General features: G+C 62.3%; 25 protein-coding genes. 13 read left to right on the top strand and 12 right to left on the bottom strand.

Translation table 11 applies throughout. The annotated features are described in order from the left end of the window. Positions 1-21: 21 nt before the first annotated feature. Together AC1DYC_RS03760 and AC1DYC_RS03755 are read right to left on the bottom strand one after the other, a co-directional pair. On the bottom strand, positions 22-162 hold the full coding sequence (locus tag AC1DYC_RS03760) for a hypothetical protein (protein ID WP_477288911.1): 141 nt from the start codon (positions 160-162) through the stop codon (positions 22-24). A gap of 62 nt (positions 163-224) precedes the next feature. Continuing rightward, a complete protein-coding gene (locus tag AC1DYC_RS03755; protein ID WP_477404091.1) occupies positions 225-368 on the bottom strand; it encodes a hypothetical protein in 144 nt (47 codons plus the stop codon). Between the two features lie 148 nt (positions 369-516). Here AC1DYC_RS03755 and AC1DYC_RS03750 point away from each other — a divergent pair, with 148 nt between their 5' ends. Next, positions 517-1,596: a LacI family DNA-binding transcriptional regulator gene (locus AC1DYC_RS03750; protein WP_477404089.1), complete on the top strand. Its 1,080-nt coding sequence runs from the start codon at positions 517-519 to the stop codon at positions 1,594-1,596. A gap of 16 nt (positions 1,597-1,612) precedes the next feature. Here AC1DYC_RS03750 and AC1DYC_RS03745 read toward each other — a convergent pair whose 3' ends face one another. Then, positions 1,613-2,800, bottom strand: coding sequence for an OpgC family protein (locus AC1DYC_RS03745; protein ID WP_477404087.1), 1,188 nt, complete (start codon positions 2,798-2,800; stop codon positions 1,613-1,615). Between the two features lie 218 nt (positions 2,801-3,018). Between AC1DYC_RS03745 and AC1DYC_RS03740 the strand changes: the two genes are divergently transcribed. Next, positions 3,019-3,675, top strand: coding sequence for an alpha/beta hydrolase (locus AC1DYC_RS03740; protein ID WP_477404085.1), 657 nt, complete (start codon positions 3,019-3,021; stop codon positions 3,673-3,675). Positions 3,676-4,068: 393 nt separating this feature from the next. Next, positions 4,069-4,251 (top strand): hypothetical protein, encoded by a 183-nt coding sequence (locus AC1DYC_RS03735; protein WP_477404083.1) that lies wholly within the window; start codon positions 4,069-4,071, stop codon positions 4,249-4,251. A gap of 96 nt (positions 4,252-4,347) precedes the next feature. Here the strand turns inward: AC1DYC_RS03735 and AC1DYC_RS03730 are convergent, their stop codons facing one another. From AC1DYC_RS03730 to sthA, 3 genes are all read right to left on the bottom strand, one after another. Then, a complete protein-coding gene (locus AC1DYC_RS03730; RefSeq protein WP_477404081.1) occupies positions 4,348-5,352 on the bottom strand; it encodes an inorganic phosphate transporter in 1,005 nt (334 codons plus the stop codon). A gap of 3 nt (positions 5,353-5,355) precedes the next feature. Next, positions 5,356-5,997: a DUF47 family protein gene (locus AC1DYC_RS03725; protein WP_477404079.1), complete on the bottom strand. Its 642-nt coding sequence runs from the start codon at positions 5,995-5,997 to the stop codon at positions 5,356-5,358. Positions 5,998-6,316: 319 nt separating this feature from the next. Then, positions 6,317-7,705 carry a Si-specific NAD(P)(+) transhydrogenase gene (gene sthA, locus AC1DYC_RS03720; RefSeq protein ID WP_477307568.1) on the bottom strand — a complete coding sequence of 463 codons (1,389 nt, stop codon included), beginning with the start codon at positions 7,703-7,705 and terminating at the stop codon, positions 6,317-6,319. A 202-nt stretch (positions 7,706-7,907) separates the two neighbouring features. Between sthA and AC1DYC_RS03715 the strand changes: the two genes are divergently transcribed. The 6 genes from AC1DYC_RS03715 to AC1DYC_RS03690 all read left to right on the top strand — a co-directional run bounded on the left by AC1DYC_RS03715 (position 7,908) and on the right by AC1DYC_RS03690 (position 12,564). Next, entirely contained in the window at positions 7,908-8,600 is a 693-nt protein-coding gene (locus AC1DYC_RS03715) for a methyltransferase family protein (RefSeq protein ID WP_477307569.1), read from the top strand. Between the two features lie 108 nt (positions 8,601-8,708). Then, positions 8,709-9,179 (top strand): RDD family protein, encoded by a 471-nt coding sequence (locus AC1DYC_RS03710; protein ID WP_477404077.1) that lies wholly within the window; start codon positions 8,709-8,711, stop codon positions 9,177-9,179. A 139-nt stretch (positions 9,180-9,318) separates the two neighbouring features. After that, the gene (locus AC1DYC_RS03705) at positions 9,319-10,083 is read left to right on the top strand and encodes an arginyltransferase (RefSeq protein ID WP_192253163.1); all 765 of its coding nucleotides are present in this window, start codon (positions 9,319-9,321) and stop codon (positions 10,081-10,083) included. Positions 10,084-10,207: 124 nt separating this feature from the next. Beyond that, the gene (locus AC1DYC_RS03700) at positions 10,208-11,104 is read left to right on the top strand and encodes a DMT family transporter (RefSeq protein WP_477404075.1); all 897 of its coding nucleotides are present in this window, start codon (positions 10,208-10,210) and stop codon (positions 11,102-11,104) included. 96 nt (positions 11,105-11,200) lie between these two features. Continuing rightward, positions 11,201-12,121, top strand: coding sequence for a glycosyltransferase (locus tag AC1DYC_RS03695; RefSeq protein WP_477404073.1), 921 nt, complete (start codon positions 11,201-11,203; stop codon positions 12,119-12,121). A gap of 140 nt (positions 12,122-12,261) precedes the next feature. Continuing rightward, entirely contained in the window at positions 12,262-12,564 is a 303-nt protein-coding gene (locus AC1DYC_RS03690) for a hypothetical protein (RefSeq protein ID WP_477404071.1), read from the top strand. A gap of 39 nt (positions 12,565-12,603) precedes the next feature. Here AC1DYC_RS03690 and AC1DYC_RS03685 read toward each other — a convergent pair whose 3' ends face one another. Continuing rightward, positions 12,604-13,818 (bottom strand): AI-2E family transporter, encoded by a 1,215-nt coding sequence (locus AC1DYC_RS03685; RefSeq protein WP_477404069.1) that lies wholly within the window; start codon positions 13,816-13,818, stop codon positions 12,604-12,606. Between the two features lie 246 nt (positions 13,819-14,064). Then, positions 14,065-16,317: a DNA topoisomerase IV subunit A gene (gene parC, locus AC1DYC_RS03680; RefSeq protein WP_477404067.1), complete on the bottom strand. Its 2,253-nt coding sequence runs from the start codon at positions 16,315-16,317 to the stop codon at positions 14,065-14,067. A 399-nt stretch (positions 16,318-16,716) separates the two neighbouring features. Between parC and AC1DYC_RS03675 the strand changes: the two genes are divergently transcribed. Continuing rightward, positions 16,717-17,907 (top strand): hypothetical protein, encoded by a 1,191-nt coding sequence (locus tag AC1DYC_RS03675; protein ID WP_477404065.1) that lies wholly within the window; start codon positions 16,717-16,719, stop codon positions 17,905-17,907. A 116-nt stretch (positions 17,908-18,023) separates the two neighbouring features. On the opposite strand, the gene aspS is transcribed toward AC1DYC_RS03675, so the two are convergent. Continuing rightward, a complete protein-coding gene (gene aspS, locus AC1DYC_RS03670) occupies positions 18,024-19,814 on the bottom strand; it encodes an aspartate--tRNA ligase (protein ID WP_477408157.1) in 1,791 nt (596 codons plus the stop codon). Positions 19,815-19,944: 130 nt separating this feature from the next. Further along, positions 19,945-20,709 carry a DeoR/GlpR family DNA-binding transcription regulator gene (locus tag AC1DYC_RS03665; protein ID WP_477404063.1) on the bottom strand — a complete coding sequence of 255 codons (765 nt, stop codon included), beginning with the start codon at positions 20,707-20,709 and terminating at the stop codon, positions 19,945-19,947. Positions 20,710-20,837: 128 nt separating this feature from the next. On the opposite strand from AC1DYC_RS03665, the gene AC1DYC_RS03660 reads away from it, so the two are divergent. The 3 genes from AC1DYC_RS03660 to rnd all read left to right on the top strand — a co-directional run bounded on the left by AC1DYC_RS03660 (position 20,838) and on the right by rnd (position 24,763). Then, positions 20,838-22,046 carry an MFS transporter gene (locus tag AC1DYC_RS03660; protein ID WP_477404061.1) on the top strand — a complete coding sequence of 403 codons (1,209 nt, stop codon included), beginning with the start codon at positions 20,838-20,840 and terminating at the stop codon, positions 22,044-22,046. Positions 22,047-22,291: 245 nt separating this feature from the next. After that, on the top strand, positions 22,292-23,536 hold the full coding sequence (locus AC1DYC_RS03655) for an MFS transporter (protein WP_477404059.1): 1,245 nt from the start codon (positions 22,292-22,294) through the stop codon (positions 23,534-23,536). A gap of 75 nt (positions 23,537-23,611) precedes the next feature. Beyond that, entirely contained in the window at positions 23,612-24,763 is a 1,152-nt protein-coding gene (gene rnd / locus AC1DYC_RS03650; protein WP_477404057.1) for a ribonuclease D, read from the top strand. Positions 24,764-24,776: 13 nt separating this feature from the next. On the opposite strand, the gene AC1DYC_RS03645 is transcribed toward rnd, so the two are convergent. Together AC1DYC_RS03645 and AC1DYC_RS03640 are read right to left on the bottom strand one after the other, a co-directional pair. Further along, positions 24,777-25,196: an MAPEG family protein gene (locus AC1DYC_RS03645; RefSeq protein ID WP_477404055.1), complete on the bottom strand. Its 420-nt coding sequence runs from the start codon at positions 25,194-25,196 to the stop codon at positions 24,777-24,779. Between the two features lie 22 nt (positions 25,197-25,218). Further along, positions 25,219-25,788, bottom strand: a complete 570-nt coding sequence (locus tag AC1DYC_RS03640) for a hypothetical protein (protein ID WP_477404053.1) — start codon at positions 25,786-25,788, stop codon at positions 25,219-25,221. Between the last annotated feature and the right edge of the window lie 6 nt (positions 25,789-25,794).

Genomic DNA, 25,794 nt, shown 5'->3' with positions numbered 1-25,794 from the left:
CCTGGTGTTTTCATACGAGGCTCAGTCCTGCTGGCGTTCCGGCAGCAGTTCCCGCTTGCGCTTTGCAGGCTTCAGCCGCTGCCGTTCCGGGCGTTCCGCAGCCGGCGAGATGCCCCAGTAATTGCGATAGATGTCTTCGAACAGATGCTTCACGGGATGCATGTTCGGTCTCCTCTTAAAGAATTTGAATCGATCCAATCGACCGACACGAAAATGCGGGCCGATCAGTTCCGCTTGCGTTCCACGAGGAAATGCGGGTCGCGCTGCCACGGGCCAGTCCGGCCACGGCGCTTGCGGGTGGCGGCATTCGAGGCGATGCCCCAGTCATTGCCGTAGATATCTTCGAACAGGTAATTCATGGGATGCATGGCACCCTCCTCTTGAACCGATCCAATGGACAGATGGCCAAATCTCCTTGGATCGATTCAAACATAAGCCTTCACCGGCCTTTGATCAAGGGAAAATTTGAACCGATCCAACGAAAGTGCTAGATGGAGGTTGGCGCAGGAGACGAAGATGACGGGATTGACCTCCGGGAAGACGAGACCAGTGCGGCTGGCCGACATTGCCAAGGCAGCCGGCGTCTCGCACGGCACCGCGTCCAACGTCTTCGCCCGGCCCGAGATCGTGCGCGAAGAGGTGCGCGAGCGGGTCAAGGCGGCAGCGGAGGCAATGGGCTATGCCGGGCCGGATCCCAAGGGCCGGCTGCTGCGCGCCGGCAAGGTCAACGCCATCGGTGTGGCGACCGACGAGCCCCTCTCCTATTTCTTCGACGATCCCTTCGCCCGCGTCATGATGGCCAGTATCTCGCAAGCCTGCGATGCGACTGGCGCCGGGATTTCGCTGGTCTCTGCCGCCAACAACGAACAGCTCGCCTGGAACATCCAGAGCGCGCTGGTCGACGGTTTCATCGTGTTCTGCATCGAAGGCAGTTCGCGGCTGGTCGAACTGGCGCGCGAACGCAAACTGCCTTTCGTGGCGCTCGACCTCGATTCGGAGAATGAGTCGATCGCGGCGATCGGCATCGACAACGTCGCCGGCGCCAGCCTTGCCGCGCGCCATCTGGCCGAGCTTGGCCATCGTCGCTTTGCCGTTCTGGCCCTGGAATCTGCCGACGCCGGCTTTGGTCCGGTCACGCAAGAGCAGGTCGAGACGTCCGCCCTCTATTCCGGCACGCGCGACCGTCTGCGTGGCTACTTGGGCGAACTCTCCCGCTTCGGCATCGACGTCTCGCAAGTGCCTATCTACGAGACCCTGAACGACGAAGAGAGCGTGCGCGCCGGCCTCGAGCATATTTTCGCGCTGCCACAGCGGCCGACGGCGATCCTGGCGATGTCGGACAGGATGGCGCTGCACGCGCTCGACTGGCTGCGCGAACACGACATAGCCGTGCCGGGCGACGTTTCCATCGTCGGCTTCGACGGCGTACCGGAAGGCGCTGTTTCCAAGCCACCGCTGACCACAATCGCGCAACCGATCGTCGAGATGGGCCGCCTTGCCGTCAAGGCGATCCTGGACAATGACGGCTCGCACCAACGGTTGTTGCTGCCGGTCGATCTTGTGGTGCGGGCGTCGTCCGGTCCCTCCCCCAGCTAGAGCAGCCGAGCCGGGATCACCGCCTCAGCCTTGCCACCACGGGCGACATGCCGAAAGGCTGGCGAGCGGCCGGCGCTTCGGTGCGGACCGTTTTCTTGCCCGACCAACCGACCCCAGACAGCCATTCGAGATAGAAGGCGAGCGCGAACTGCATGGCGATGCCGGCCGATATCAGCAAGGCGTCATAGGCAAAGCCGCCAGGATTGATCAGCCTCATCACCTGCGCCACCATGGCGATCACCGTGCCGGCAAGGAAGACCGGCAGCGATCGCTTGCCGAGCAAAGCGAGCGGATGGTCGCGGCTGAGACGGAACAGATTCGACACGGCCGGCAAGGCGACGATCAGATAGCTCACCGCCAGAATGTGCAGCAGGCGCGGCAGCGACAGGAAGGTCTTGTCGAAGCCGCCGATCACCACAGGCAGATCGAACCAGGTGATCTGGCCCCAGAGCGGGCTGTGCACCCAGACCAGCGCTACCGCGACATAGGCCGCCGCGGCGCCCACCAGCCAGCGATTGACGGGAATCGTGCCGCCGCGCCGGACATGCAGCATTCCGGCCAGGCCGATGTTGAACAGGAACTGCCAGGACAGCGGGTTGAGGAACCAGAAGCCGGGCTCCGGATAGTTCGGCGGCGCGATCTGCCAGATGCCGGCGACGAGCCACAGGGCACCGGAAAAGACCAGTGCCGGCAGCGGCCGGTAGCTGACGAAGAGCAGGAAGAGCGGCGCCATCAACAGCAGCGCCGCATAGACCGGCAGGATGTTGTTGTAGCCGAGCTGGTGGCCGAGCGTGACGATGCCGACCATCACCTCTGGCGTGTTCTTCATCAGCGGTTCGATGTTGATCAGCTTCAGCAGCTCAGGCCGGTGGGCGAAGACCGCGGCCGCGCAAAACATCGCCATCACCGCCATGGTGGTGACGATGTGGGCGGTGTAGAGGACGCCGGCGCGGCGCCACATCTTCAACGTCGCCAACAGCCGGCCACCGGTCTGGAACTTGTTGCCATAGGCGAGCGCCACGGACATGCCCGAGATCAGCACGAACGCTTCCGCCGCGTCCGAGAATCCGAAATTCTTGTAGGTCAGCGTTTCGAAGACGGTGCCCGGCACGTGGTCGACATAGATGGTCAGGAGAGCGAGCGCGCGGAACACATCGATACGGGTATCGCGTTCGGCGCGATCCGGCGGGAGTTGCGTAGTCATCGACAAAAGGCCTCAAAGCGAGAGCAAGGATGCTCGTGTTGTTCATGCCGGGATGCGACCATCGGCGCACACCGCTTCGATTCCTCCCGCAGGAAGCATATCGGCGCAGAAACGGTCTGAAATGGGCCTGGTTCAATCACATTTCGCGGAGCATGAAAATATTCCGTTTTGAAGCCGGCAAATGACCAATATATATACGAAATCAAAGAGATATGAGCGTGCCCGAATATACCGAAAAGCATGGCGTTCTGCACCAGGACCTGGCCTTCCCGTACCGCCTGCTCAAGCCGGAAAATGCAAGCCGCGAATGCCTGTTTCTGCTGCATGGATCGGGCGTCGACGAAACGACGATGCTGCCGATTGCGACGCAGATCGCACCCGACGCCACGCTGGTCGCGGTGCGCGGCCGCATTCCCCAGGAGGACGGCTTCCGCTGGTTCGAGCGGATCACCCCGACCCGCTTCGGGCAGGCAAGCATCCGCGCTGAGACATCAGCCTTTGCCGCTTTTGCCAGCGAGGCGGCAAGTCGGCACCGGCTCGATCTCGCCCGTGCGACTTTCCTTGGCTATTCCAATGGCGCCAATCTGGTCTCGAGCCTGATGCTGCTCCACCCGCACCTCGTCCGAAAAGCGGCGCTGCTGAGAGCGATGCCGGTAATCGACGATATGCCGTCAACCGACCTCGAGGGAACGCGCGTGCTGATCATCGCCGGCGCCGCCGACGAGACCTACGGGCCGTTTGCGCCGGCGCTGGTGACGCTGCTTCATGGACGCGGCGCCGAGGTCGATGCCCGCATCGTCGCTTCGGGTCATGACATTGGCGGCCCTGATGTCGCCATCGTCCGGCAGTGGATGGCGGCGCCAGCTGCTGCATAGCAAATCATCACTTGCCGCATCGAGCAGGCAATCGTGGCCATCTGTCCGAAAGTGGCCAGGATACGTCTCCGTTTGGGGGGCGGTCTATTACTTTGACGGCTTCGACGAGCGTCGTTTCACTCGATTTTGCCATAGATACGCTATCGATAGCCGCAATCTAGAATTTGACGAAGAGAATGCGGGAAATCCCCCTCCGACCGAAACCCGGCATATCCTCTTCTCCGATAAGGCCAGATACCATCAGATAGGCAACGACGCCGACTAAGACAGCGAGCAGCGCCGCCCGCGCGATCACCGCGCCGCTCCTAGCTTCGGTAGTAGGTCAGTTTGAAATTTTAACCACTTCAGACAAGGACATTCAGCCAAGTCGCGCAATGTGCTATGATTCGACACATGGGGAAGAAGGCGAAGCAGAAGGCCAAGCAGGCGATTGCAGAACCAATAGACGGCAGGCTTGAAGCGGAAGCCGCCTACTATGCCCGCAAGGTCGGCATCACCAGAGACGAGGCTCTCACGATCATCCGGGAAGCTCACGGGCCGAAGCTTTCCATAGTCCGCAAGGACAAGGCCAGGTAGCCCCCGACCACCTTACATAAGACCGCAAAAGCGCGGGTGACACTTCATCGCGGTCAGATCTGCATGGACGCTTTATCGCCCATACTCAGATTTTGGTCAGCCGCCCAGGCGCGTGACAAAATAGGTGAGCGCCGAAATTGCCGCCGTGGCCGGCAAGGTGACAATCCAGGCGATGACGATGTTACCGGCAATGCCCCAGCGCACGGCCGAGACGCGGCGGGCAGCGCCGACGCCGATGATGGCTCCGGTGATGGTGTGGGTGGTCGAAACGGGAATGCCAAGCCAGGTAGCCGCGAACAGGGTGATGGCGCCACCGGTCTCGGCGCAGAAGCCCTGCATCGGGTTCAGCCGTGTGATTTTCGAGCCCATTGTGTGAACGATCCGCCACCCGCCGAACAAGGTGCCCAGCGCCAGCGCCGACTGGCAGGTGAGGACGACCCAAAGCGGCACGTAGAATTTTTCGCCGAGCATGCCTTGCGAGTAAAGCAACACCGCGATGATGCCCATGGTCTTCTGCGCGTCATTGCCGCCGTGGCCTAGCGAATAGAGCGAGGCGGAGAAGAACTGCAGGACTCGGAAGGTGCTGTCGACGGCGAACGGCGTCTGGCGCACGAACAGCCACGAGACAAGAAGAACCAGGACCAGCGCGAGGACAAAGCCGGTCGCCGGTGACAGGACAATCGCGGCGACTGTCTTGCCAAGCCCCGTCCAGACGATGGCGCCGACGCCGGCCTTCGCAATACCCGCGCCAACCAACCCACCGATCAGGGCATGCGAGCTGCTCGATGGGATACCGGCAATCCAGGTGACGATGTTCCAGACAATGGCGCCGACTAGTGCCGAAAAGATCACCGCCGGCGTGACAATGGCGACGTCGACTATGCCTTTTCCCACGGTCTCGGCGACATGGAGACCGAAGAACATGAAGGCGATGAAATTGAAGAAGGCCGCCCATAGCACCGCATATTGGGGCCTCAGCACGCGGGTGGAGACGATGGTGGCAATGGAGTTGGCGGCGTCATGCAGGCCATTGAGAAAATCGAAGAACAGCGCGACGGCGACAAGGCCGGCCAGCACGGGAAAAGCGATGGTGGCTTCCATTGCCTAAACGTTCTCGATGACGATGCCGCTGATCTCGTTGGCGACGTCCTCGAAGCGGTCGACCACTTTCTCCAGTTGGCCATAAATCTCGCTGCCGATCAGGTAGGCCATCGGATCGCTGCGGCCATGCCGCTGGAATAGGTCCTTCAATCCTTGCTCATGCAAATCGTCGGCGCGGCTTTCGACGCGCATGACTTCTTCCGCGATGGCGTTGAGGCGCACCGTGTGCGTGCCGACTTTGCTGAGCAGCGGGATCGCTTCGGCAACCAGCTTGGCGGCGGCAACGATGACGCCACCCATTTCCTGCATCAGCGGGTCGAATTCCTTCCTCTCGAAAAGCTTCACCGTCTTGACGGTCTTGTGCATCATGTCGATGGCATCATCCATCGACTGGATCAAATCCTTGATATCGCCGCGATCGAAAGGCGTGATGAAGGAGCGTCGCACCGCCAGCAGGACTTCGGCGGTGATGTGATCGGCCTCATCCTCGAGATCGATGATCTTCTGACACCATCGATCGATGTCTTTGCCCTGCAAAAGCTGTTCCAGCGCCTCGGCACCGCCGACCACGGTGCGGGAATGCCGCTCAAACAGGTCGAAGAAGCGATCTTCGCGCGGCAGCAGCTTGCGGAACCAGCCCAGCATCTCGATCTCCCGTCGCGCCCGTCCACCCCATCAACTCACATAACGCCCCAGCGAGCCACTGAAAACAGTAAGCCGGCTGAAAGATGTGGATGCGGGCCATCGCAGCGGCGTCTGGCGAGTCGAGGGCTGACCAGTCCGAAGCTGCAGGAGCGTGCCTGGTCCAAACACGGTTTCCGCGGACCTCTGGGCACCGGCGCCGCCGGCGCCGACGCGATTGCCGGCGTGCGGCCGGCGGAAATCGAGGCGGTTCTGCCGATGCCCTCGGCCGATGTCATGCTGGCACTGCTCGCCCAGATGGAAGGCTGAGCCAAAAACCTGCCTACCCCTGCCCCATCCGGTTCCAGGCATCGAGGCCGGCGATCTTGTAGGCTTCGGCCAGCGTCGGGTAGTTGAAGGTGTTGTTGACGAAGAAGTCGACCGTGCCGCCGAGGTTGATCACCGCCTGGCCGATATGGATCAGTTCGGTGGCGCCCTCGCCGACGATGTGGGCGCCGAGCAGGCGGCGGGTCTCGACCGAGAACAGCAGCTTCAGGAAGCCGGTGTTGACGCCCATGATGTGGCCGCGCGAGGTTTCGCGGAAGCGGGCCACGCCGACCTCATAGGCAGCGCCACTCTCGCGCACCTGTTCCTCCGACTGGCCGACTGTGGAGATTTCCGGCACGGCGTAAATGCCATAGGGAAAGGTTTCCGGCGGCGGCGGCAGTTGCACGCCGAAGGCATGACAAGCGGCCACCCTGCCCTGCTCCATCGAGGTCGAGGCGAGGCTGGGAAAGCCGATGACGTCGCCGGTGGCATAGATGTTGGGCACGGCGGTCTGGAACGTCTGCGGATCGACCTTGATGCGGCCTCTGGAGTCGGCCTCGATGCCCACCACGTCGAGGCCGAGGCTGCCGAGATTGCCGCTGCGGCCGGCGGCATAGAGCACAACCTCGGAGCGGATGGTGCGGCCGTCGGCGAGTGTCACTTCGGCATAGTCGGGTTTTGAGACGATTTCCTTGACCGTGCTGCCGAGACGAATGGTCATGCCGCGGTCGCGCATCTGGTGGATGAAGTCGTCGACGATCTCGCGGTCGACGAAATCGAGAATGGTGTTGCGCGGCTCGACCAGCGTCACCGGCACGTCGAGGGCCGAAAAGATGGTGGCATATTCGACGCCGATGACGCCGGCGCCGATCACCGTCAGCGTGCGCGGCAGGCGGTCGAGTTCCAGCATCTCGTCGCTGTCGAAGACGCGGACCTTGTCGAAGGGCACGTCGCGCGGCCGATGCGGCCTGGTGCCGACCGCAATCAGCGCATTGGCAAAACCGACTTCCGAGTAGTCGCCATTGTCCGCCGTCAGGCTGATCTTGTTGGGGCCGAGGAATTTCGCCGTGGCGCGTGCGCTTTTGACCGCATTGCGCATGAACTGGTGCTGCAGCACCTCGACCTCGTGGTCGAGCGTCTTGTGCAGGCGGTCAACCAGGTCGGCGATCGAAATGTCCTGCTTGACCCGGTAACCGCGGCCGTAAAAGCCGCGCTCGCGCCAGCCGGAGAGGTTGAGCACCGTCTCGCGCAGCGTCTTCGAAGGGATGGTGCCGGTGTGCACCGAGACGCCGCCGAGGCGCCGGCCCCTGTCGACCACCAGCACCGATTTGCCGAGCTTGGCCGATTGCACCGCGGCGCGGCGGCCGGAAGGGCCGCTGCCGATGACCAGCATGTCGTAATCCATGTAACCCCGTCCCCTCAGCGTCTTGCTGCGCCGCAGCAAGCTAAACTGGGAAGAGTGTCATGTTCAACTGCCCAGACCGCAAACTCGTGCGGTTCGGCGCAACTGTGATGATTCTCCCGGCGTAATGTGACAAGTGCTCAAGAAAGCTTAACCCCACGGCAACGGCTTGCGTGCAATGGTCACCCTCGAGGGGATCATCGGGGTGACTGATTTGAGCATTTTCAAGAGTGAGACGCTGCCTGGCGCAGAGGCGCGTTTCTGGTCCAGTCCGCGCAACCGCGAAATCCTCGCCGATCTGCGCGAGGGACTGTTCCGATTCATAGCCCTGGCTGTCGCCGCGCTCTTTGTCTATCGCGGGGTGAGCCATCTGGTTGTCGATCCAGCGCGTCTCAACGTGTTGCTGCTGATGATTTCGGACTCATTGACTTTCATCTGGTTGCTGACGGCGCGGCGACCCTTGGTGCGCGACTGGAACCCCTTCACCGTCTTCATCGCACTGGCGGCCGGCTTCGGCGCCGGTTTCATCTCGATGGAGGCCGGCGTTCCAATCATCCCGCTCTATATCGCGGCGCCGATCCAGTTCATTGGGCTTTGGATCGTCATCTGGGGCAAGATTTCGCTTGGCCGCTCCTTCGCCATCCTGCCCGCCAATCGCGGCGTGGTAACCGGCGGCGCCTACCGGTTCGTGCGGCATCCAATCTACGCCGGCTATTTGATCGGGCACATTCTGTTCCTGCTGTCGAGCTTCTCGATCTACAACTTCACCGTCTATGCCATCATCACGCTCTTCCAGATCCATCGCATCCTGCGGGAGGAAGCTATCCTGGCAAGGACGGAGGAATACCGGGAGTATATGGACAGGGTCCGCTACCGTCTTTTCCGCGGCATCTTCTAGGGAAGTTGCGCCGGACGCCGAAGTGTCCGTTTCTTGAATTCGCCGTCGCCCTCACCATTTGAAAGGGCGACGGGCATTCCCATCGGGATGCCATGGCGGGGACATGACATGAACGCGCGCGTACTTGACGGCGAAATCATCACCACCAGGCTCGACGACGTCAGGGCCTATGACGGTGTGCGCACGCGGCGCATCCTCGCCTTCATCATCGACTATTGCATCGTGGCGCTGCTCACCATTCCGTTCGCGATCCTGGTGGCCGTGCTCGGGCTTTTGACATTCGGTCTCGGCTGGGCGCTATACTCCATCCTCGTACCGGCGGTCGCCATTCTCTACATCTGGAACACGCTGGGCGGTCGCAACCAGGCCACTTCAGGCATGAAGATGATGGGCATTCGGCTCGATCGCCTCGACGGCAGCCGTATCGACGGGCTCACCGCCGTCGTCCATTCGGTGCTGTTCTGGGCGAGCACCGTCATCCTGACGCCGCTCGTTCTCCTGGTGACGCTGTTTTCCGATCGCAAGCGCACGCTGCACGACCTGCTGCTTGGCACGGTTGTCAGCCGCAGCGACCGTTGAACCGGCGCTCAACCGGTCCCAAAAGGCATTTGTGCGCAAATGTGAAGGCGTCCGTTCACCTGAGCCTTCACAATCCTGTTGAATTTTTCGCCAGCCGAGCCAAAGGTAGAGCGATTCGAAGGAGTGTTCCCAAGGTTCGATGACGCAGCATCCGACCCAGTCGCCGCAGTTCTTTCTGACCGCGCCATCGCCGTGCCCGTATCTTGAGGGCCAGTTCGAACGCAAGGTGTTTACGCATCTTGTCGGCGACAAGGCTCCGGAGATGAACGACCTGCTGACGCAAGGCGGCTTCCGGCGCTCGCAGAACATCGCCTACCGGCCGGCCTGCGAGACCTGCCGCGCCTGCGTCTCCGTGCGCATCCTGGCGCAGGAATTCACCGCCAGCCGCAACATGAAGCGGGTGATCCAGCGCAATTCCGATCTCATCGGCGCAATGCACGACGCGCAGCCGTCAACCGAGCAGTATTCGCTGTTCCGCGGCTATCTCGACGCCCGCCACCGCCGCGGCGGCATGTCCGACATGACGGTGCTCGACTACGCCATGATGGTCGAGGACACCCATGTCGACACCAAGGTCATCGAATACCGGCGCCGCGGCCCCGACACTTTCATCACCGGCAAGGGCCAGGGCGAGCTGATCGCCGTGGCGCTGACCGACAAGATGGCCGACGGCCTGTCGATGGTCTATTCCTACTTCAATCCCGAGTTCGAGGACCGCTCGCTCGGCACCTTCATGATCCTCGACCATATCGCCCGCGCCAGGGCCATGGGCTTGCCCCATGTCTATCTCGGCTACTGGGTCAACGGCTCGCGCAAGATGAACTATAAGATGCGTTTCATGCCGCAGGAGCATCTCGGCCCGAAGGGCTGGGAACGCTACGACCACGAAGCGGTCACGCGCTAACTGCTCTTTCCCCAAGTCTGGGCCTAAACATTTTCAACTGAGATGATGCTGGTCTTTCCGCCTGTTGGCGGAGAGTGTGCGATCGCGCCGGGCCGGCCATCGAATTCATTGCGAAAGTCGCTTCATGTCATCCCACGATGCTCACACCAAAGGACTTCTGCTCACCGCGCTTGGCGGTATGACGCTGACCGTCGATATTCCGCTGATCCGGCTCGCTCATGGCGAGCCATGGACGATCCTGCTGCTGCGCGCCGGGTGCACCCTCATCGCCGGGCTTCTCATCTGGGCGGTGTGGCGCTCGTTGAGCAACAAGGCGCCACAGCTCGTTCCGGGACGGCTGGGGCTGGCGGTGGCAACGCTCTACGGGCTCGGCTCGATCGCTTTCATCACCGCCGTCTACAACACCTCTACCGCCGACCTCGTCTTCATCCTTGCCTTCACCACCATGTTCTCGGCGCTGCTGTCCTGGGTGTTCCTTAGGGAAAGGCCACAGCCGCTGACGCTGGCGGCGCTGGCATTGATGATCATCGGGATCGCCATCATCGTCGGCGACTCCATCGGCAATGGCTATCTGTTCGGCGACATCATGGCCTTGTGCTCGTCGCTCTGCGTCGCCTGCGCCATCACCATCTCGCGCGCCAGCGGCAAGGATATGGGTTTTACCGCGCTGATCGGCGTCATCTTGCCCTTGGTGCTGGCGGTGTTCATGGTCTCCAGGACCGGCTTTCAGGTCGAAGCGCCCTGGTGGATCATCTTCAACGGCGCCGTCATCATGCCGATCTCGTTCTTCTGCCTGGCCAACGGACCAAAATACATTTCGGGCCCCGAAGTGGCGATGTTCTATCTGCTGGAAACGGTGCTGGCGCCGGTCTGGATCTGGATGATCTTTGCCGAGACGCCGTCACGCAACAGCCTGATTGGCGGCGCGATCTTGATCGTCACGCTGGTCGCGCATTCGCTGTGGCAATTGCATGAGGGACGCAAGCGCCGCGCGGCGCTCGCGGTTGCCTACCCGGCCTAGACTTATTCGAACGTCGCGGTTGCCGATCCCCATCATTGCCCCTATTTAGTTTTTTCTAATGGGCAATCCGGGGGCGGAATGCATATCACGCTTGTCTTGAAGGGAGCCATTCCCTGCGTCGGCTATGGCGGTATCCAGCGTCAGGTCAACTGGCTGGCGACCGACCTTGCCAAGCTGGGCCACCGCGTCGTGGTCATTGCGGCGCCGGGTTCAAGCCATCCACTTTGCGAGGTCCGGCACGCATCGACCGAAGACGAGGTCAGAAAAGCCATCCCCGCCGACACCCAGATCCTCCACACACATAGCTGGCCGTTCGATCTCGGTATTCCGACCGTGAACACCATGCGCGAGATCCTGCCGGGCTTGCCCGCTATGCCCAACTGGAGTTTCATCAGCGCCAATCATGCCCGCTTCTACGGCTACAAAACCTTCGTCTACAACGGCTTCCCGGTGGACGAATACCGGCTGTCGCCGTCAAAGGGCCGCAACGTGCTTTTCCTCGCCGGCATTGCGCGCTCCAGCAAGGGGCTCAACCGGGCGGTCGATCTTGCCAGGAAATTCGATTTCCAACTCGACATCGCCGGCGGGGCACGATGGAAGCTGCTCGGACGCAGCCAAACACGCCGCGATGGCGTGTTCTTCAAAACCCTCGGCAGTCGTTATCGCTTTCACGGTATCGTCGATGGCGAGGTAAAGCTGCGCCTGCTGGGCGAAGCGAGAGCCTTCCTCAATCCCATCGCCTGGGAAGAGCCGTTCGGCAACGCACCTGTCGAGGCCATGCTTTGCGGCACGCCGGTCCTCAGCACTCCGAGGGGCGCTCTACCGGAGACGGTTGACGCCGATAGCGGCCGGCTGTTCGAGACCGACGAAGAATTCGGCAAGGCTCTGGATGCCGTTGCGTCCCTTACGCCTGAGCAATGCCGCGAGTCTGCGGCAACGCGCTTCCCCATGAGAAAGGCCACGCTCGGCTATATCGAGCTTTACAAGCGTGTGCTGGATGGCGAGACGCTCGACTGAGTCTACGTAAGGCGCGAGCCCGCTATTTCCCCGGATCGGGTTCTTCGACAATCTCGATCTTCGTAATCCTATCGTCGCGTTAGTCCGCAAGTAACAGCTATCCTTCAAGATAGGTCCAAATTTAATTGGGCCTGCATTCAATGAAGCGCATCGCGGCAATAATTTTCGTAGTTGTTGGTCTAGCGCTTTGCTTTACTGGCCCAGCGATCTTCTCCCGCCCCATGGACGGACTTTCCGTAGCGTGGTTTGTCGTCCTGGCGCTGACTTCGGCCGCTGCCGCGATCGGCGCGACATCGGCGCTGGTATTGCAATATACTCGCTTTCAAATGCGAAATACGTTGGACGGATTCTTTTGGATCGTTTTCCTCGTGCTGCCGATTTCGATCACACTATGTGCCTCGGCTGCGTGGACGCTCGGCTGGTACTTTCTTGGCTGGGAGTGATCTGACCTCGAGGAACCTTAACGCGACCGGGACTGCGGATCAGGCGCTGGCTTTCTTCGCTACGCCGGGTGCTGGCAGAACCTCGACCTGTGGGTCGGCTTCGATTTCGACCGGCGAACCGGGCTGGATTTCCTCGGCCAGTTCCACCTCGCGCAGCCATTCGCGCCAGATCGCGACCAAGAGCGCCATCAGAACGGGGCCGATGAACAAGCCGAGAAAGCCCATCGTCTTGACGCCGCCGATCAGGCCGAAAAAGGTCGGCAGGAAGGGCAATTTGATCGGCCCGCCAACCAGTTTCGGGCGCAAGGTCTTGTCGACGATGAAGAGTTCCACCGCACCCCAGATGAACAGCGCCAGTCCTGCCATCGGCGAGCCGCTTGCGGCGAGGTAGATCGACACCAGCGTAAAGGACAGCGGCGCGCCGCCGGGGATCAGCGCCATCACGCCGGTGAGCGCGCCCAGCGTCACCGGCGACGGCACGCCGGCCAGCCAGTAGGCGACGCCGAGCACCAGCCCCTCGCCGATGGCGATCACGGTCATGCCGGTGACGGTCGAGGAAATGGTTGCCGGCACGACGCGCGAAATCCGCTCCCACCGCGTCGGCAAGATGCGTTCGCCGAGCCGGTCGATCTGACCGGCGAAATGCTCGCCGTCGCGATAGGCGAAGAACAGCGCGATCATCATGAACAGCAGCGTCAGCAACAGGCCGAAGGCGCTGCCGCCGGCGGCCAGCACACCGCGATAGATGCTGCCTATATTGGCGCCGCTGACCAGCTGGATCAGTTCGCCGATGCCGCCGGGATGGCCGAAATTGTCGACCCACTGCTCGTTCAGCCACTCGCCGATCACCGGCAGCGTGGCGATCCAGTGCGGGGTGACCGCGCCGTGCCGGTTGGTCTCGATCGCCCAGCCGACCCATTCACGGACTTCGTTGATGGCATAGGTGCCGGCAAGCGCGATCGGCACCACCAGGAAGGTCAGGATGAACAGGATGGCAAGGGTCGCGGCAATCGTGCGGTTGCCGCCGACGCCGGCAAGCAGCCGGCGGTAGAGCGGCCAGCTGGCGAAGGCAATGACGAGCGCTGCCAGCACCGGAAACAGGAAGCCGTGGAAGAAATAGACACCGGCGGCGACGATCAGCACCAGCAGCCAGCGTGCGGCCGATATCGGGGGGATGACGGCGGCCCTCAACGGCGTCGACAGGCCGAACAGCCGCTGCTGACGCTCCGGCTTCTGGATCTTGGCTTCCTTCAAACGCCCATCTCTCCCCGGCCAATCAAGCGTTTATGCACTGTTATAGTGCCGCAATCGTGACGATAGTCCAAATGGTTGGTGAAGCGCCTTCCCTTCTCCCCTTGTGGGAGAAGGTGGATCGGCGCGCAGCGCCGAGACGGATGAGGGGTGTTCCAGCGGAGTGAGGCGTTAGCGTTCCCTGGAACACCCCTCATCCGTCGCCTTCGGCGACACCTTCTCCCACAAGGGGAGAAGGAAGAAGCGCCGCTACCCAAACTTCCCCGTCCGCGGAAATCCCTTCGGTACCATCCGGCCCGCCGATGCTCTGGCGCCGATCCACTCCGCCAGCTCCTCGCGCGACCTGATAAACGTACGGTCGGCCGAATCCTGCCATGACAGACCGCTCGCCAGCGTGAAAGGCTTGAGGTCGAGCAGACCGCCATCCTTGTATTTCTGCAGGCGAACGCCCTTGCCGCGGCCCATTTCGGGGATTTCGGAGAGCGCAAACACCAGCATCTTGCGGTTCTCGCCGACGATGGCGAGGTGATCGCCGGAAACCGGGACGCAGGCCTTGGCCTCGTCGGGCGCCTTGACGTTCATCACCTGCTTGCCCTTGCGGGTGTTGGCGACGACCTCCTCCTCCGGCACGATGAAGCCGTTGGCGTCGTAGGAAACCAAGAGCAGCTTGCGCTTCGGGTCGTGGACGAAAGCGGTGACGATGTCCTGGTCGTTGTCCATGTCGACAATGATGCGGATCGGCTCGCCATGGCCACGGCCGCCCGGCAGCCGGTCGGCGCCGATGGTGTAGAATTTGCCGCCGGTGGTGAAGACCAAGATCTTGTCGGTGGTCTGGGCATGGAAGGCAAGCTTGAGGCTGTCGCCTTCCTTGAAGGTGAGCGTGGAATGGTCGGCCAGATGGCCTTTCATGGCCCTGAGCCACCCCTTCTCCGAGACCACCACGGTGACCGGCTCGCGCTCGATCATGGCGTGCGCAATGTCGGTCAGATCATGTTCCGGCGCGTCGGCGAACTGGGTGCGGCGCTTGCCGAGCTCGGTGTCCGGGCCGAACTTATCGCGAACCTGGGTGACTTCCCATTTGATCGTCGACCATTGCTTGGCATCGGATGCGAGCAATGCCTCGATCTGCTTCTTTTCGGTGGTGAGACCGTCGAATTCCTTGCGGATCTCGAACTCTTCCAGCTTGCGCAAGGCGCGCAGCCGCATGTTGAGGATCGCTTCGGCCTGGGTGTCGGTGAGCGACCAGCGGGCCATCATCACTTGCTTGGGCTCATCCTCCTCGCGGATGATCCTGATGACCTCGTCGATGTTGAGATAGGCGATCAGGTAGCCGGCAAGGATTTCCAGCCGCTTCTCGATTTCGCCAAGCCGATGCTTCGAGCGGCGGATCAGCACATCGCGCCGATGGTCGAGCCACTCCTTCAGTACGCCCTTGAGCGACAGGACGTTGGGCACCTTGCCGCGCGACAGCACGTTCATGTTGAGGGGAAATCGGCTTTCGAGCTCGGTCAGCTTGAACAGCGATTCCATCAGAATGCCGGGATCCACAGTACGGCTCTTCGGCACCAGCACGATGCGGACGTCCTCCGCACTTTCGTCTCTGACATCCTCGAGCAGCGGCAATTTGCGCGCGATCAAAAGCTCGGCGATCTTTTCGATCAGCCTGGCCTTCTGGATACCGTAAGGAATTTCAGTGACGACGATGCTCCAGGTGCCCCTGCCCTGATCCTCCTGGCCCCATTTGGCGCGCACGCGAAAACCGCCGCGGCCGGTCTCATAGGCCTCCAGGATGGAAGCACGGCTGTCGACGATGATGCCGCCGGTCGGGAAATCCGGTCCCTGGACGAACTCCATCAACTTGGCCACCGGTGCGTCGGGTTGCTCGATCAGATGAAGCGCTGCGTTGCAAAGCTCGGCGGCGTTATGCGGCGGGATGGACGTCGCCATGCCGACCGCAATGCCGGAAGAGCCGTTGGCGAGCAGATTCGGGAAGGCGCCGGGGAGCACCACGGGCTCCTCGTCCTCCTCATTATAGGTCGGCCGGAAATCGACGGCATTCTCGGTGATGCCGGCAAGCAAATCGCTCGCCACCTCGGTCATGCGCGCTTCGGTATAGCGCATGGCGGCTGCGTTATCGCCGTCGATATTGCCGAAATTGCCCTGCCCGTCGACGAGGGGATAGCGCATGGAGAAATCCTGCGCCAGGCGCACCAGCGCGTCGTAGATCGACTGGTCGCCGTGCGGATGGAACTTGCCCATCACGTCGCCGACGATGCGGGCGCATTTGGCAAAGCCCTGGTCGGGGTTGAGCCTGAGCAGCCGCATGGCATGCATGATGCGGCGATGCACAGGCTTCAGCCCGTCGCGCACATCCGGCAAAGCCCGGTGCATGATGGTCGACAGCGCATAGGCGAGATAGCGCTCTTCCAGCGCCTTCTTCAGATCGACCGGTTCGATGTGGTCACCGCCGCCATCTTCAGGCGGCAAAAGCCTTTTTCCCATGCGGCTGGACTAGCCGAGCGGGTGATTCGCGGCAAGGCGCCGGTGTCAGTATCCGCAATTTGCTCGGTCTTGGCTGTAAAAGGTGACCAGTCCATCGCGCGGTGTGATGGATTTCATGTCCAACGTGCCGTCCCTGTGCAACAGCACCGGTAGCAGTGCTGTTGCCAACCAACATCAATCTGTTACACGCCCTCTCTAAGGCAGGAGATGGTACGCAGGGGAGCCCGACCTTCATGACATATTCACCGCATCGAGCGAAGGCTCCCGCTCCGATTTGCCTTTCGCCGTGATTTTCGACAAATCTGGGGGAAAGTGCCTTTTTCCCGTCCAGTTCGTCACGGAATGGTGACGGCGTAGAATTCAGAAAACACTTTTCAGGACTCTCTCAGGGAACTCGCGATGACAATCCAACGCTCGACACTCAAGACACTCGCTTTTTCGACCTTTTTGCTGACCCTGCCGCTGAATGCCGCCTTTGCGCAGGACGCTGCGGTTGCCGACCGGCTGAAGGCCGCACTTGGCGCCCAGGGCGTCGATATCTCCTGGACCGGGGTTACCGGCGACAATTCCAGCATGGTGCTGCAGGGCGTGTCGGTTAAGCCGGCGGCCGAAAAGGAAGCGCTGCCGATCGGCGACGTCAAGCTTGAAGGCGTGACCGAAGCCAATGGCGGCTTCGATATCGCAACCATCTCGACGTCGGCATTCGAGCACAGCAAGGACGGCGTCACGCTCAACCTCACGCCCTTCGTCATCCATGACGCCAACATCCCGGCCGAAGGCGCCACGGGCCTGCTCGGCTCGATGATGATGTACAAGTCGGCCGAACTCGAAAACCTGACGGTCAAGGTTGCCGACAAGACCGCCTTCTCGGTGGACGGCGTTGCCGTCCAGATCACGCCGCCGGCCGACGGCAAGGCGATGGAATTTTCCGCCACCACGGAAAAGTTCAACGCCGATCTGACCCTGGTCGACGATCCGAAGTCCAAGGAAGCCATCAACGCCCTCGGCTACCAGAACATATCGGGCAATATCGACATCGGCGGCACCTGGCAGCCGAGCGACGGCAAGATGGACCTGTCGAAATACGACATCTCGGTCGAGAATGCCGGCACGCTCGGCATGACCTTCGGCCTCGGCGGCTACACGGTCGACTTCGTCAAGTCGATGCAGGAGATGCAGAAGAAGCTGGCGGCGCAGCCCGAAGGCGCCGACAATTCGGCGCAAGGCATGGCCATGCTCGGCCTGTTGCAGCAGCTTTCCTTCAACAGCGCCTCGATCCGCTTCGACGACGATTCGCTGACCGGCAAGGTGCTGGAATATGTCGGCAAGCAGCAGGGCATGTCGGCCAAGGACATCGCCAACCAGGCCAAGGCGATCGTGCCGTTCGGCATGGCGCAGCTCAACAATCCCGAACTGACGGCCGAAGTGACGGCAGCTGTGGGCAAATACCTCGACGATCCGAAGAGCCTCGAGATTTCGGCTGAGCCGCCGGCAGCGGTGCCGTTCGCGCTGATCATGGCGGGCGCGATGTCCAACCCGCTCGACCTGCCGAAGACGCTCGGCGTCCACGTCAAGGCTAACGAAGACTGATCGGGCGAAAAGCTCGAAAAGCAAAAGCCCGGCAGCGATGCCGGGCTTTTTTGTTGGATTGTCGAATCGAAAGAATTGGTTCGGACGATTCCTTGAAGTATCGCCCGAAGTTGCGATCAGGCGTCCTTCTTCACCGCAGCTACACGCAGCGACAGCTCGCGCAGTTGCTGCGGCGTGGCTTCTGAAGGCGCGTTCATCAACAGGTCGTAGGCCTGCTGGTTCATCGGGAACATGGTGATCTCGCGCAGGTTCTTGGCGCCGACCAGCAGCATGACGACACGGTCGACGCCGGCCGCCATGCCGCCATGCGGCGGCGCGCCATACTGGAAGGCGCGGTAGAGGCCGCCAAAGCGCTCCTCGACCGTGGCGCGATCCAGCCCGACCGTCTCGAACGCCTTGACCATCGTCTCCGGCAGATGGTTGCGGATACCGCCTGAAGCGATCTCGAAGCCGTTGCAGACCATATCGTACTGGAAGGCCTTGATGCCGAGCAGGTCGTCGCCACCCAGCGCCTCGATACCGCCCTGCGGCATCGAGAACGGATTGTGGGCGAAATCGATCTTCTTCTCCTCCTCGTTCCATTCGAAGAACGGGAAGTCGACGATCCAGCACAACTCGAAGCGCTCGCGGTCGACAAGGTTCAGCTCCTCGCCGGCCCGCGTGCGTGCAGCGCCCGCGAAGGTGACGAATTTCTTGGGGTCGCCGGCGACGAAGAAGGCGGCGTCGCCATCAGCCAGGCCGAGCTGCTGACGGATCGCCTCGGTGCGCTCCTCGCCGATGTTCTTGGCCAGCGGACCGGCGCCTTCGAGCTTGTCGCCTTCCTTGCGCCAGAAGATGTACCCCAGCCCCGGCTGGCCCTCGCCCTGCGCCCAGGAATTCATCCGATCGCAGAACGCGCGGCTGCCGCCGGTCTTGGCAGGAATGCCCCACACTTCGGCCTTCGGATCATTGGCCAGGATGTTGGCGAAGACCTTGAAGCCGGACTCGCGGAAATGCTCGGAGACGGCCTGCATCTCGATCGGGTTGCGCAGGTCCGGCTTGTCGGAGCCGTATTTGCGCATCGCGACGTCATAGGGAATGCGCTGGAACTTCTGCGTCACCGGCTTGCCGTTCGCAAAAGTCTCGAAGACCCCGCGCATAACCGGTTCCATGGTCGACAGCACGTCGTCCTGCTCGACGAAGCTCATTTCGAGGTCGAGCTGGTAGAATTCGCCGGGCAGACGGTCAGCGCGCGGATCCTCGTCGCGGAAGCATGGCGCGATCTGGAAATAGCGGTCGAAGCCGGAGACCATGATCAGCTGCTTGTACTGCTGCGGCGCCTGCGGCAGCGCGTAGAAAGTGCCGGGATGAATGCGCGACGGCACCAGGAAGTCGCGCGCGCCCTCCGGCGAAGAGGCCGTCAGGATCGGCGTCGAGAATTCGGTGAACCCGACCTCGCCCATACGCTTGCGCATCTCGGCGATGATTTTCGTGCGCGCCACGATGTTCTTGTGCAGCGTCTCGCGACGCAGGTCGAGGAAGCGGTATTTCAGGCGGATATCCTCGGGATAGTCCGGCTCGCCGAACACCGGCAGCGGCAATTCCTTGGCCGCCGACAGCACCTCGATTTCGCGGGCAAAGATTTCGATCTCACCGGTCGGCAGATTGGCGTTGGTGGTGTCAGGCAAGCGCGCCTTGACCTCGCCGTCGACGCGGATCACCCATTCGCCACGCACCGTCTCGGCGACCTTGAAGGCGGGCGAATCCGGATCGGCGACGATCTGGGTCAGGCCGTAATGGTCGCGCAAATCGATGAACAGCAGGCCGCCATGGTCGCGCACGCGATGCACCCAGCCCGACAGGCGAACGGAAGAGCCGACATCGCTCTTTCTCAACTGGGCACAGGTGTGGCTGCGGTAACGATGCATGGTCATATCAAAAGTCCGGGGTGCTGGGTTGCGGGCCGAGCATCAAAGCCCGGTCCAAAATTTGCGCGAAAAGCGCATGGGAGGCCGGATTTGTCAAGGCAAGCCGGGCGATCGGGCGCAGGCCTGTTGTTCAAGCAAAGTGGATTTCGGCGCCCTGGCGTTCGAAGTCGGCGAGGATCGCAGCCGGCGCGGTCTTTTCGACCACAAGGTGGCGGATCGCCTCGGGCCTGGCGACCCGGTACGGCGCGGCGGTGGCCAGCTTGTCATTGGTGACGGCGATGACGATGCCGGCGCTGTTCTTGGCCATGGCCCGCTTCACCTCGGCCTCCGCCGAATCGAAGGCCGTCACGCCGCGCGAGGCATCGAGACCGCAGGAGCCGAGAATAAACAGGTCCGCGCCAAGCTGGGCGACGGCGGCAAGCGTGTCGGCGCCAACGCAGGCGCCGAGGTGGCGGTCGAACCGGCCCCCCAGCACAATCAACTCGATCAGGGTATGCTCTGACAGCGCCGTGGCGACTTCGAGCGAATTGGTGGCGACGGTCAGATCGAGGTCGCGCGGGATGGCCCTGGCGATCGCGGCATTGGTCGAGCCGCTGTCGATGAACAGGGTCTGTCCGCGGCCGAGCAACGCCACGGCGGCGCGGGCCAGCCGCGTCTTTTCTTCGACAGCATGGCCGGCGCGCAGGACGACCGGCGTGGCGGCGAACGGTGCGGCCGCGACCGCGACCGCTCCGCCATAGACGCGGCGGCATTGGCCGGCCTTCGCCAGCTCCCTGAGGTCGCGACGAACCGTGTCTTCCGAAACGCCGAAGCGGCTCGCCAGCTCGCCGGCCAGCACCCTTCCCTCGACGGCAAGGCGGTCGCGGATGATTTGATGCCGCTCATCGGTCAGCATTGCATGATCCTGTTTTCGTTGTGCACGTTCTTGCATGATTTGCACGTTTGTGCAAGATGTTGGACATATCAGTCGGCGGCAACCCTGCTCTTCTCTCTTGAAAGCCTCTCTTCCTTGAAAGCATCGTCATGACCTTTGGCCTCAGCCTCGCTCCGCAACACCGGGTCTATGCCGGGTTTGCAATCTACTCGTTCGGCATGGGCAACATCTTTCCGCGGCTTCCCGACATCAAGCATGCCATGGGCATCGAGGATGGCACGCTCGGGCTCAGCCTGATCGGGACGCCGATCGGCACCTTGACCGCGCTGACGCTCGCGGCGCCGATCCTGGAGCGCGTCGGCTTCCGCCGCGCCTTGCTCGGGCTGGTTCCGCTTTTGTCGGTAGCCTATGCCCTTGCCGTGCATGCGCCTGGGCCGCTTGCGCTGTTCCTGATGCTCATTCCAGTCGGCCTGATGATCGGCAGCGTCGAGATCATCCTCAATGTCGAGGCCGACAGGACCGAATTCCTGCTCAAGCGCCGGATCATGAACCGGGCGCATTCGTTCTGGAGCATTGGCTTTTTCGGCGCCGGCCTGTTTGGAGCCGCACTTGCGCATCTCGGCATATCGCCGCAACTGCACCTGGCCATCGTCGTGCCGATGGTGGCGGTAGGAATGGCGCTGTTTCTCGGCGGTTACGAACCGGCGCCGAGCCGCTTTGCCGACAATGACGAGACAGCGCCCAGGCTGGCGCGGCCGACGCTGCCGATCCTCCTGCTGGTTGCGGTGACGCTTTCGGCGATGCTGATGGAAGGCGCCAGCATCGACTGGTCGGCGATCTACATGCGCACCGTGTTCGACGCAGGCCCGTTCGTCGCCGGCTTCACGGTGGCGCTGTTTGCCTTCTCGCAAGCGAGCACGCGCTTTTTCGCCGACAGCTTTGTCGAGCGCCATTCGCCGAGCGGCGTGGCGCGGGTGCTGCTGGCGACGATGGCGATGGGCGTGCTGCTCGTCTTCTTCTCGCCTGCCCCGCTCGTATCGATGCTGGGCTTTGCCCTGCTCGGAATCGGCAGCAGTGCGATCTTTCCACTGGCGATTTCGGCGGCGGCCCAGCGGACGGACCGCTCCGCGGCAATCAACGTCGCGGCGCTGTCGCAAATCTCGTTCGTCGCCTTCCTGCTCGGCCCGCCGCTGCTCGGCTTCGTCTCCGACCACTGGGGCATCCGCTCGGCTTTCGGCATCGGCATCCCGTTTATCATCCTCAGCCTGCTGACCGCCGGCTCGCTTGGCCGAAGGGCCGCCCCAAGCAGCCCTGCCGCATCGGCGGGCGAAGCGTTGGCGAGAGCCCACGAAGCCTGAGCGGCTGTCGACCGGCCTCCTGAGGCGGGCGGCTGGACAACAGCCGCGACCTGACGCCTACACACTGTTGGCGGTCGGATATGAAGCTGGCAATGGCCGCACCAATGGTTCAGAACTGCAGAGCCATCTAGATGATTATGACGTTTCGTTGAATCGTCATACTCATCTAGCTCTTTGTCGAAGCATGATCTTTTCCGAAAACCGGTTCCCACTTTTCGGGATCATGCTCTAAACATCGGTTCCGCATGTCCTCCATCCGCCCGCTGATCCCGCTCCTCATCGCCGCCGGCATTCTGCTTGGCGGCAACGGGCTGCAGGGTACGCTGATTGCGCTGCGCGGCGCGCAGGAGGGATTTTCCGCCTCCGACATCGGCCTGATGGGCACGTTCTATTTCGCCGGTTTTCTGCTCGGCTGCCTCGCCGTCACCCGCATCCTCAAGGCGGTCGGCCATGTCAGGACCTTTTCGGCGCTGGCCGCCACCGCCTCGGCCGGCACGCTGTTGCTGGTGCTGGTTATCGATCCGGTGATGTGGTGCGCGGTGCGCTTTGCCGGCGGCTTCTGCTTTGCCGGCCTGTTCACCGTCATGGAAGCCTGGTTGAACTCCGGCGTCGAGAACAAGGATCGCGCGCGGGTGCTGGCCATCTACCGCATGGTCGATATCGGCTCGGTGACCGGCGCACAGTTCCTGATCCCGATCTTCGGCCCCGGCGGCTTTGCCATCTTCGCCATCATGTCGATGATGATCACGCTGTCGCTGGTGCCGGTGTCGCTCGGCGACCGCTCCAACCCGACGCCACCGGAGGACGTCAAGCTGGATCTCGCCCGCGTCTGGCGAATCTCGCCTCTCGGCTGCTTCGGCTGCATCTGCGTCGGCGTCACCAACAGCGCCTTCCGCACGCTGTCGCCGGTCTATGCCGAACAGATCGGCATGTCGGTGGCCGATGTCGTCACCTTCGTCAGCGTCGGCATCTTCGGCGGCGCCCTCATCCAGTATCCGGTGGGCTATCTCTCCGACCGCTGGGACCGACGCGCGGTGCTGTTGGCAACGACATGCGGCGCCCTGCTGGCGGCGCTGGCACTGGCGTTTATTGCCGGCTCCAATCCGACCCTCAATCTGATCATCGTCTTCATCTTCGGCAGCTTCGCCATGCCGCTCTATTCGCTGTCGGCGGCGCATTCCAACGACCGCGCCGACAAGGGCGAGTTCGTGCTGATCAACGCCGCTTTGATGCTGTTCTATTCCTTCGGCGCCATTGGCGGCCCCTTCGCGGCGTCGACGGTGATGCAGTATTTCGGACCGGGCGCCCTGTTTGTCTTCAGTGCTATGGTCTACGCCATCCTCATCGCCGTCATTCTCTACCGCATGCAGGTGCGCGGCAGCGTGCCGGCGGGCAAGCGCAGCCGCTTCACGGCGCTGCTGCGCACATCGACTATCTTCGCGCGGCTGGCGCGCAGGAACGGCGATTCCGACGGATCGACGGATACTTGACTGAAGGGCGGCTTGACGAAAGCGCCCACGGCTGAAATTGAAAGAGAACCTTACCCGTTACTAAAAAGCGATTTGATGCACGTCATCACCACCCAAAATGAGCTCGAGTCCGTTCTCGCCGCTTTTGAAAAGTCGGATTTCGTCACCGTCGACACCGAATTCATCCGCGAAACGACGTTCTGGCCGATCCTGTGCCTGATCCAGATGGCGGCGCCCGGCGTCACCGCGCTGATCGATCCGCTGGCGCCCGACATCAACCTCGCCCCGTTCTTCCGGCTGATGGCCAATGAGGCTGTGGTCAAGGTCTTCCACGCCGCGCGCCAGGACATCGAAATCATTGTCCATCTCGGCGATCTGGTGCCGCATCCCGTCTTCGACACCCAGGTTGCGGCCATGGTCTGCGGCTTCGGCGACAGCGTCTCCTACGATCAGCTGGTGCAGCGCATCACCGGCGCCCGGCTCGACAAATCCTCGCGTTTCACCGACTGGCGCCACCGGCCGCTGTCCGACAAGCAGCTCGACTACGCGCTGGCCGACGTCACCCATCTGATCGATGTCTACAAGCACCTCAGCGCCGAGCTGGCGCGGGAAAACCGCGCCCATTGGCTGAACGAGGAAATGGAGGTGCTTACTTCGCGCGAGACCTATGATCCGCACCCCGAAGATGCCTGGAAGCGGCTGAAGATGCGGTTGCGCAAGCCGCAGGAGCTGGCGATCGTGCAGACGGTGGCGGCATGGCGCGAGCGCGAGGCGCGTGAGCGCGACGTGCCGCGCGGCCGGGTGCTCAAGGATGACGCCATATACGAGGTCGCCCAGCAGGCGCCGCGCGATGCGGCCGCGTTGGCCAAGCTGCGCACCACGCCGAAGGGCTGGGAACGTTCATCGACGGCAACCGCGTTGCTCGGCGCGGTCAACACGGCGCTCGCCTTGCCGCGGGAAGAGATGCCGAAGCTGCCCAAGAGCTTTCAGCCCCCCGAGGGTTCGAGCGCGGCTGCAGAGCTGCTGAAAGTGCTGTTGCGGATCGTCGCCGAGAAGGAGGGCGTTGCCTCGAAAGTGCTGGCGTCCAGTGACGACATCGACCGCATCGCCGCCGAAGGCGAAGCCGCCGACGTGCCGGCGCTGCAGGGGTGGCGGCGTGCCGTGTTCGGCGAGGCCGCGTTGAAGCTGGTGCGCGGCGAAATCGGCATCAAATTCGACAAGCGCAAGATCGCGGTGTTCGATCTGTAACCTTCTTTGAGCCCTATACGGCTCCGAGCAGGTGCAGCGCGAACCAGATCCATGCCAGCAAGAGAATGATCGCGCCCACGTAGAAGGCGCGGCTGCGAAACCGCAGATTGTTGCTGGTCAGGTGAACCCAGGCATGGGCATAGCGGGAAATCACGAAAACCCACGTCAAGGCCAGGGTCAGGTAATTGACGCCATTGGTCGCGTGCAACGCCAGGCACAGCACGTAGAAAAGCACCGGCAGTTCGAACTGGTTGATGAGATTGTTGGCGACTGTGACGCTGGACGCAGGCTCGGTCGTGCGTATCTTGTATTGACCGACCTTGGCCTCGCCCGATTTGACCGCACCGTAGCGGCGCCGGCCCATCACCACATAGACGACATAGACCAGCAGCACCTGCGCCAGCATCGGCCAGAAGATTGCTGTCTGGCTCATGGCGTTGCCCCTGCCTTGTTGTTCATGCCTGTGGACGCCGCTGGCTGGCGACGACGAAAGCAACGATGACGGCCACAGGTAGCGCCAGAAGCGCGAATTTGGTGACGATCAGCGACGAGGCGAAAGACAGCGAATCCGGATTGGCCGACAGCGCATCGGACAAAAGCCGCGCCACGGCAATGTTCTGGGCATAGTCGGCGCAGGTGTAGGGCAGCACGACAACCAGCGCCAACAGCGACTGAACCTGCACCGGCAGGGCGCGAAAGGGTTTTAGCCGCCGCCCTGTGGCGAGGATCAGGCTGACCATGGTCACTGACAGCAGCGCCGGGAACAGAAGGTCGAAGGTCAAATAGTGCCAGACCAGGATGATCTCGCTGCCGCGTCGGCCGAGTGCTGTCAGCCAGGCCATGCCCTCATCCGGCGTGAAACCGCCTAAGCGCACATCGAGCGACGGCAGGCCGCCGCTCAACTGGCGGAAATAGAAAAACTCCAGCAACGTCATGGCGATGAAAACCGCCACCGATGCAACGCATAGCGCGCCGGCATGACGCGACAGCCGCAGCACGATCGCCGCCTGGTTGCGCCAGAGCATGTGCCG

The sequence above is a fragment of the Mesorhizobium sp. P2_E7 genome (genome assembly GCF_056403855.1).
Note: the sequence above shows the minus strand (reverse complement) of the source record. Positions and strands in the feature narration are given on the sequence as shown.

What these genes read in the sequence shown, in the direction of transcription:
- AC1DYC_RS03725 (WP_477404079.1), bottom strand. Translation starts at nt 5,997, where the DNA reads ATGCTGGGCTGGTTCCGCAAGCTGCTGCCGCGCGAAGATCGCTTCTTC.
- AC1DYC_RS03730 (WP_477404081.1), bottom strand. Translation starts at nt 5,352, where the DNA reads ATGGAAGCCACCATCGCTTTTCCCGTGCTGGCCGGCCTTGTCGCCGTC.
- AC1DYC_RS03710 (WP_477404077.1), top strand. Translation starts at nt 8,709, where the DNA reads ATGAACGCGCGCGTACTTGACGGCGAAATCATCACCACCAGGCTCGAC.
- AC1DYC_RS03705 (WP_192253163.1), top strand. Translation starts at nt 9,319, where the DNA reads ATGACGCAGCATCCGACCCAGTCGCCGCAGTTCTTTCTGACCGCGCCA.
- AC1DYC_RS03745 (WP_477404087.1), bottom strand. Translation starts at nt 2,800, where the DNA reads ATGACTACGCAACTCCCGCCGGATCGCGCCGAACGCGATACCCGTATC.
- parC (WP_477404067.1), bottom strand. Translation starts at nt 16,317, where the DNA reads ATGGGAAAAAGGCTTTTGCCGCCTGAAGATGGCGGCGGTGACCACATC.
- AC1DYC_RS03700 (WP_477404075.1), top strand. Translation starts at nt 10,208, where the DNA reads ATGTCATCCCACGATGCTCACACCAAAGGACTTCTGCTCACCGCGCTT.
- rnd (WP_477404057.1), top strand. Translation starts at nt 23,612, where the DNA reads ATGCACGTCATCACCACCCAAAATGAGCTCGAGTCCGTTCTCGCCGCT.
- AC1DYC_RS03690 (WP_477404071.1), top strand. Translation starts at nt 12,262, where the DNA reads ATGAAGCGCATCGCGGCAATAATTTTCGTAGTTGTTGGTCTAGCGCTT.
- AC1DYC_RS03660 (WP_477404061.1), top strand. Translation starts at nt 20,838, where the DNA reads ATGACCTTTGGCCTCAGCCTCGCTCCGCAACACCGGGTCTATGCCGGG.
- AC1DYC_RS03750 (WP_477404089.1), top strand. Translation starts at nt 517, where the DNA reads ATGACGGGATTGACCTCCGGGAAGACGAGACCAGTGCGGCTGGCCGAC.
- AC1DYC_RS03640 (WP_477404053.1), bottom strand. Translation starts at nt 25,788, where the DNA reads ATGCTCTGGCGCAACCAGGCGGCGATCGTGCTGCGGCTGTCGCGTCAT.
- aspS (WP_477408157.1), bottom strand. Translation starts at nt 19,814, where the DNA reads ATGCATCGTTACCGCAGCCACACCTGTGCCCAGTTGAGAAAGAGCGAT.
- AC1DYC_RS03735 (WP_477404083.1), top strand. Translation starts at nt 4,069, where the DNA reads ATGGGGAAGAAGGCGAAGCAGAAGGCCAAGCAGGCGATTGCAGAACCA.
- AC1DYC_RS03645 (WP_477404055.1), bottom strand. Translation starts at nt 25,196, where the DNA reads ATGAGCCAGACAGCAATCTTCTGGCCGATGCTGGCGCAGGTGCTGCTG.
- AC1DYC_RS03760 (WP_477288911.1), bottom strand. Translation starts at nt 162, where the DNA reads ATGCATCCCGTGAAGCATCTGTTCGAAGACATCTATCGCAATTACTGG.
- AC1DYC_RS03675 (WP_477404065.1), top strand. Translation starts at nt 16,717, where the DNA reads ATGACAATCCAACGCTCGACACTCAAGACACTCGCTTTTTCGACCTTT.
- AC1DYC_RS03655 (WP_477404059.1), top strand. Translation starts at nt 22,292, where the DNA reads ATGTCCTCCATCCGCCCGCTGATCCCGCTCCTCATCGCCGCCGGCATT.
- AC1DYC_RS03665 (WP_477404063.1), bottom strand. Translation starts at nt 20,709, where the DNA reads ATGCTGACCGATGAGCGGCATCAAATCATCCGCGACCGCCTTGCCGTC.
- AC1DYC_RS03755 (WP_477404091.1), bottom strand. Translation starts at nt 368, where the DNA reads ATGCATCCCATGAATTACCTGTTCGAAGATATCTACGGCAATGACTGG.
- sthA (WP_477307568.1), bottom strand. Translation starts at nt 7,705, where the DNA reads ATGGATTACGACATGCTGGTCATCGGCAGCGGCCCTTCCGGCCGCCGC.